The 6,000-nt window shown below is 35.9% G+C and carries 5 protein-coding genes; 1 reads left to right on the plus strand and 4 read right to left on the minus strand.

The genetic code is table 11. The features are described from left to right. Positions 1-98: 98 nt before the first annotated feature. From ACFQ13_RS10540 to ACFQ13_RS10555, 4 genes are all read right to left on the minus strand, one after another. Positions 99-1,355 carry a sulfate adenylyltransferase subunit 1 gene (locus ACFQ13_RS10540; protein WP_386117073.1) on the minus strand — a complete coding sequence of 419 codons (1,257 nt, stop codon included), beginning with the start codon at positions 1,353-1,355 and terminating at the stop codon, positions 99-101. Between the two features lie 87 nt (positions 1,356-1,442). Further along, positions 1,443-2,348, minus strand: a complete 906-nt coding sequence (gene cysD, locus ACFQ13_RS10545; protein WP_386117076.1) for a sulfate adenylyltransferase subunit CysD — start codon at positions 2,346-2,348, stop codon at positions 1,443-1,445. A gap of 5 nt (positions 2,349-2,353) precedes the next feature. Next, entirely contained in the window at positions 2,354-2,944 is a 591-nt protein-coding gene (gene cysC, locus ACFQ13_RS10550; RefSeq protein ID WP_386117077.1) for an adenylyl-sulfate kinase, read from the minus strand. Further along, the gene (locus ACFQ13_RS10555) at positions 2,941-3,375 is read right to left on the minus strand and encodes a DUF2061 domain-containing protein (protein WP_386117079.1); all 435 of its coding nucleotides are present in this window, start codon (positions 3,373-3,375) and stop codon (positions 2,941-2,943) included. The genes cysC and ACFQ13_RS10555 overlap by 4 nt, the downstream gene beginning before the upstream one ends. Before the next feature lie 622 nt (positions 3,376-3,997). Here ACFQ13_RS10555 and ACFQ13_RS10560 point away from each other — a divergent pair. After that, the coding region (locus tag ACFQ13_RS10560; protein ID WP_386117081.1) for a fibronectin type III domain-containing protein at positions 3,998-6,000 on the plus strand (2,003 nt) is incomplete at its 3' end.

A 6,000-nucleotide genomic window follows, 5' to 3' on the forward strand; every position in this document is an offset into this window, starting at 1 on the left:
TCCTCAATTCACGCAATGACAATTTGATTTTTGATTGTGGTTTCTGTTTTTTGTTTCCAACCACTATCAACTAAAAACAAACAACTACCAACTAAAAACTATATAATCATCCCAGCACCAATAGTCTCATTGGTTTGCTCATCGATAATAATGATACTTCCGGTTTGACGATTTCTTTTATAGGCATCATAAAAAATAGGCTTAGCCGTCCTAATCGATACCCGTGCAATATCATTCATTTCGACCTTATCAATATCTTCAATGCGATGTAGGGTGTTGATATCAATCTTGTATTTTAATTCTTTAACCATTCCCACAGTTTCATTCGTAGTATGCTTAATCACAACTTTTGTACGGGCTTGAATTGGAGTTGAACTCATCCAAGTCACTAAAACTTCTAGATCTTGACTCACTTCTGGGACGTTATTTTCACGTACAATCATATCGCCACGACTGTTGTCAATTTCATCTTCTAAAGTCATGGTCACTGACATCGGCGCAAATGCTTCTTCAATTTGCTCTCCATTAAGTTCAATTGTTTTAATGGTAGACACAAATCCGGAAGGTAAGGATTTTACCTTATCGCCTGGTTTAAAAACACCACCATCAATACGACCAGCAAAACCTCTATAATCTTGATTTTCTAGAGTATGTGGACGAATCACTGATTGAATAGGAAAACGACAATCGACTAAATTATGATCACTAGAAATATGAACGGTTTCTAAATGGTACATTAAAGTACTACCATCATACCAATCCATATTTTCAGAACGATTTACGACATTATCACCATTTAAAGCGGAGATCGGAATAAACTGAATGTCTTTAATTCCTAATTTTGAAGAGAAGGCTTTAAAATCAGAGACAATGTTAGTATATACTTCTTCACTATAATCTACTAAGTCCATTTTATTAACACAGACTATGGCATGCGGAATACGTAATAATGAAGCGATAAAAGCATGACGATGCGTTTGCTCTAACATCCCTTTTCTAGCATCAATTAAAATAATGGCTAAATTAGCTGTTGAAGCTCCCGTAACCATGTTACGGGTATACTGAATATGACCAGGGGTATCGGCAATAATAAACTTACGTTTTGGCGTTGCAAAATAACGGTAGGCCACATCAATAGTAATACCTTGCTCGCGTTCCGATTTTAGACCATCTGTTAATAACGATAAGTCTACATAGTCAAAACCTTTAGATTTACTCGAGGCTTCTACCGCATCTAATTGATCTTGAAAAATTGATTTGCTATCGTATAGTAAACGTCCTATTAAGGTACTCTTTCCGTCATCTACACTTCCTGCTGTTGTAAAACGTAATAATTCTATATCTTGATATTCCATTTGTAATAATTATTTGTTGTGAGTTGTTTGCCTTTAGTTATCTAATAAAAACGATTAGAATTCTAAAGTTTCAACTTCATTTATATTTTAAAAGTAACCTTGTTTTTTACGATCTTCCATCGCTGTTTCCGCACGCTTATCGTCAGCACGACCACCACGTTCTGTAGTACGTGTTGTTGCAATTTCTTCGATAATTTTATCTAAATCATCTGCCGTAGATTCTACAGCTCCTGTAATTGGCATATCGCCACAAGTTCGGTAACGAATAGTCATATTTACAACCTCTTCACCTTCTTTTAATTTTATAAATTCAGAATTTGCTAAAATCACCCCATCTCTAACAACACAATCGCGTTGATGTGAGAAATACAGTGATGGCAACTCAATATTTTCTAATTTAATATATTCCCAAACGTCCATTTCAGTCCAATTAGAAATTGGGAAGACTCTAAAATGTTCACCGTAATTTTTTCGTCCGTTAAACAGATTCCATAATTCTGGTCTTTGGTTTTTTGGATCCCATTGCCCAAATTCATCTCTATGCGAAAAGAAACGCTCTTTAGCTCTTGCTTTCTCTTCGTCACGTCGCGCACCACCCATAGCGGCATCGACTTTATAGTCTTCCAAGGTATCTAATAAGGATACAATTTGAAGTGAATTCCGAGAAGCATCAGCTCCTGTTTCTTCTTTAGCACGCCCCTTATCAATAGCTTCTTGAACAGAACCCACAATGAGTTTTACTCCTAATCGCTCCACCAATTCATCTCTAAACGCAATCGTTTCTGGGAAATTATGCCCCGTATCAATATGAATTAAAGGAAAGGGGATTTTAGCGGGAAAAAATGCTTTTTTTGCGAGATGGGTAAGAAGAATTGAATCTTTACCACCTGAAAATAACAATACAGGATTTTCAAACTGTGCTGCTATTTCACGAATAACAAAAATAGCTTCTGATTCTAATTCTTTTAAATGATTAATTACGTAATTACTCATATTTTTTATTTTAATTTTTGAATAATAAAGTCTAAAATAGTTTGAACCGATGTTTCTATCGGCTCATGATCGGTTTTTATTTCGAGATCAGGATGCAACGGTGCTTCATAAGGCGCCGATATTCCTGTCATATTTTTTATTTCACCGGCACGGGCTTTTTTATACAAGCCTTTTACATCGCGACGTTCACACTCCTCAAGCGAGGTATTCACGTAAATCTCAATAAAGTTTTCAGCGCCAACAATAGCCTTAATGTTTTCTCGGTCTTCACGGTAAGGGGACACAAAAGCAGCTAAGGTAACCACACCTGCATCGACCATTAAATTTCCAATCTCGGCGATACGTCTAATATTTTCTGTACGATCTTCTGGAGCAAAACTGAGATCTTTATTTATCCCTTGCCTTATATTATCACCGTCTAAACTAAATGTCGAGAGGCCCTGTTTATGGAGTTCCACCTCTACCAAATTCGCTAAAGTTGATTTTCCCGACCCCGACAAGCCTGTAAACCACAAAAGACATGCACGATGCCCCTTTAATTGCTCTCGATCCGCTTTAGTGATTTTATAATGATGTCTCACTGTGTTTTCACTCATACCTCATTTTTTAAATCTTTTAACTCCTTACGTTTCTTTCTTTTATCTAAACCGAAATTAATTTTGTACCACAGTTTTTCATGCCCAAAATACAATAACATTTTTGTAATAACTTCAGCTCCCCCTATTTTTAATCCAGTTAAAGGGTTACCCGTAATAATCCATCCTAAAACAATAGTATCTAAGGTTCCTACACCACGCCAAGAAAAGGTTTTTAAGATATGACGTTTATTAGAGGATTTAATTTTAGATTTAAACCAAGCTCTTTCATGTAAATAATACAAGATCATCTTTGTAAACATTTCAAAAACCCCCATCTGAACCCCAGTAGAGAAATCATTTGAAATGAACCACGATAGGAGTAAGGTATCGAGCGTACCAATAATACGCCAAGTAATTGTTTTTACGAGATGACGTTTACTAAATTTCAAATCTAACCATTATTTAAGATGTTTCTTGCGCCTCTCATCGTAAAATGTAGATGTATTTATTTTAATTGTTGTCTAAACACAAGTCAAACCTACTAAATTCTGTTCTAAATAAAAACAGAACTTATAGATTACTATTAATCAGCAAAAATACTTAATAAATTAATGCCCCCCTTTTTTTAATTAGAATTTATTATACAACAATTAAGAGTAATCAGAGTTCGCTTCAAGATTTGAATTCACACCTAATATTTATAAAGGTGACTGATTATTAATCTATACATAGGTTCAACCTTAGTTATCATAGAACCAGTAGGTCTTACAACCTCTATTGCACCGCTTAAAACTCAAAATTAACAAATCTCTTCTATTTTGTTAAATACCCCACAATAATCACCCCTCTTATTTGTAGTCTAAAAGCCTCAAAAATAAATGTCTTAATTATTTAATAACACTGAAAAATTGACCAAAATCTACATTTTTATATATTTGCAACAGCCTAAAAACAAGGCATAAAGCTATTTTTTCAAATAATAACCACAAATAACCAAAATGCTAGATTACGCGAGTTAATTATGTAAGAAAATTCATAATTAATCATTGCGTAGTTCAAAAAATCTAACACATGAAACACATTTACTTATTTTTTATTGCTCTTATGCTAACTAGTTTAGGCTTTGGGCAGACAACTATTTACACTCAAGATTTTGAGACTAACTTGAATGGATACAGTCACACACCTTCTCAAACTCCAGCTTCTGATTCAGGTGATCAGTACTTCCATAGAGCAGAACCAAGTGATGGAGACATCTACGAAAGTGGTGGTCCATACACAAACGTAAATGGAGATTGGTTATTTGTTGGATCAAATCCAAAAACATTTAATAGCGGGAATTCTGGAATATTAAGTTTTGGTTCTATTGATGTCTCTGGATTTAGTGATTTAGTTTTTTCAGCTGATTTTGGAGGTGTACCTAACGACTGGGATGCTAGTGATGAAGTTAGCGTAGAATATTCATGGGATAATTCAACTTGGAGTGTACTATATAGTTTTAGCTCTCCAGTAACAAATGATCCCTTAGAATTAGAAAACAATGCGACAGGTGGCGTAAACACAACTAATGGTGCTGTTTTAACTTATGCCTTACAAACAATTACTAGTAATAATTTTTCTGGCACTGGAACTACATTATATTTAAGGATAGTATGTAATTCTGATGCGAACTATGAAGCATTCGGTGTAGACAATATAATACTTGAAGGTACTGCTAGCCCAACTTGTACAGCACCTATAACTCAAGCTTCAGCTTACAACACAACAGCTTTAGGAACAACATCTGCAACTTTAAACTGGACTGTTGGAACTGGTGATGAGGTATTGGTTGTAGTAAAAGAAGGTTCAGCTGTTGATACAGATCCTACAAATGGAACTGATTACACAGGTAGTACTGTTTTTGGATCTGGTGATGAGTTAGAGTTAGGAACAGGTAATTATGCCGTTTATGCAGATCTTACAACAAATTCGGTCGATATTACAGGGTTATCTGAAGCCACTACTTATCATGTTGCTGTTTATGAATATAATACTACTGACACCTGCTATTTAACACCTGCCTTAACTGGTAGTTTTACAACAGAAATCGCTTGTCCAGTTATTACAGGGTTAACAATTGATAGCTTTACAGATACCACAGCAAACATCAATTGGACTCCTGGTGATACTGAAACAGATTGGGAAGTGGTGATTCAAGACGCCGGAACAGGAACACCTTCTGGATCTGGAACTGCTACAACAACAAACAATCCTTATTTAGCGTCAGGATTAATTCAAAATACAGCTTACGAAGTTTATGTAAGAGCTAATTGTGTTTCGGATGGCTTCAGTACTTGGGCTGGGCCTATAAACTTTACCACAGAAATAAGTTGCCCAGAAATTACTGGTTTAACAATTGATAGCTTTACAGACACCACAGCAAACATAAGCTGGACCCCAGGAGATACTGAAACAGATTGGGAAGTGGTGATTCAAAACGCTGGAACAGGAACACCTTCAGGATCTGGAACTGCTACAACAACAAACAATCCTTATTTAGCGTCAGGATTAACTCAAAATAAAGCTTACGAAGTTTATGTAAGAGCTAATTGTGTTTCGGATGGCTTCAGTACTTGGGTTGGACCTATAAACTTTACCACAGAAATAAGTTGCCCAGAAATTACTGGGTTAACAATTGATAGCTTTACAGATACCACAGCAAACATAAGTTGGACCCCAGGAGATACTGAAACAGATTGGGAAGTGGTGATTCAAAACGCTGGAACAGGAACACCTTCAGGATCTGGAACTGCTACAACAACAAACAATCCTTATTTAGCGTCAGGATTAACTCAAAATACAGCTTACGAAGTTTATGTAAGAGCTAATTGTGTTTCGGATGGCTTCAGTACTTGGGCTGATCCTACAACCTTTACTACAGAAATAAGTTGCCCAGAAATTACTGGGTTAACAATTGATAGCTTTACAGATACCACAGCAAACATAAGCTGGACCCCAGGAGATACTGAAACAGATTGGGAAGTGGTGATTCAAAACGCTGGAACAGGAACACCTTCAGGATCTGGAACTGCTAC

This window comes from Winogradskyella rapida, from assembly GCF_042675845.1.
Classification (GTDB): Bacteria; Bacteroidota; Bacteroidia; order Flavobacteriales; family Flavobacteriaceae; genus Winogradskyella; species Winogradskyella rapida.

What these genes read in the sequence shown, in the direction of transcription:
- ACFQ13_RS10540 (WP_386117073.1), bottom strand. Translation starts at nt 1,355, where the DNA reads ATGGAATATCAAGATATAGAATTATTACGTTTTACAACAGCAGGAAGT.
- cysD (WP_386117076.1), bottom strand. Translation starts at nt 2,348, where the DNA reads ATGAGTAATTACGTAATTAATCATTTAAAAGAATTAGAATCAGAAGCT.
- cysC (WP_386117077.1), bottom strand. Translation starts at nt 2,944, where the DNA reads ATGAGTGAAAACACAGTGAGACATCATTATAAAATCACTAAAGCGGAT.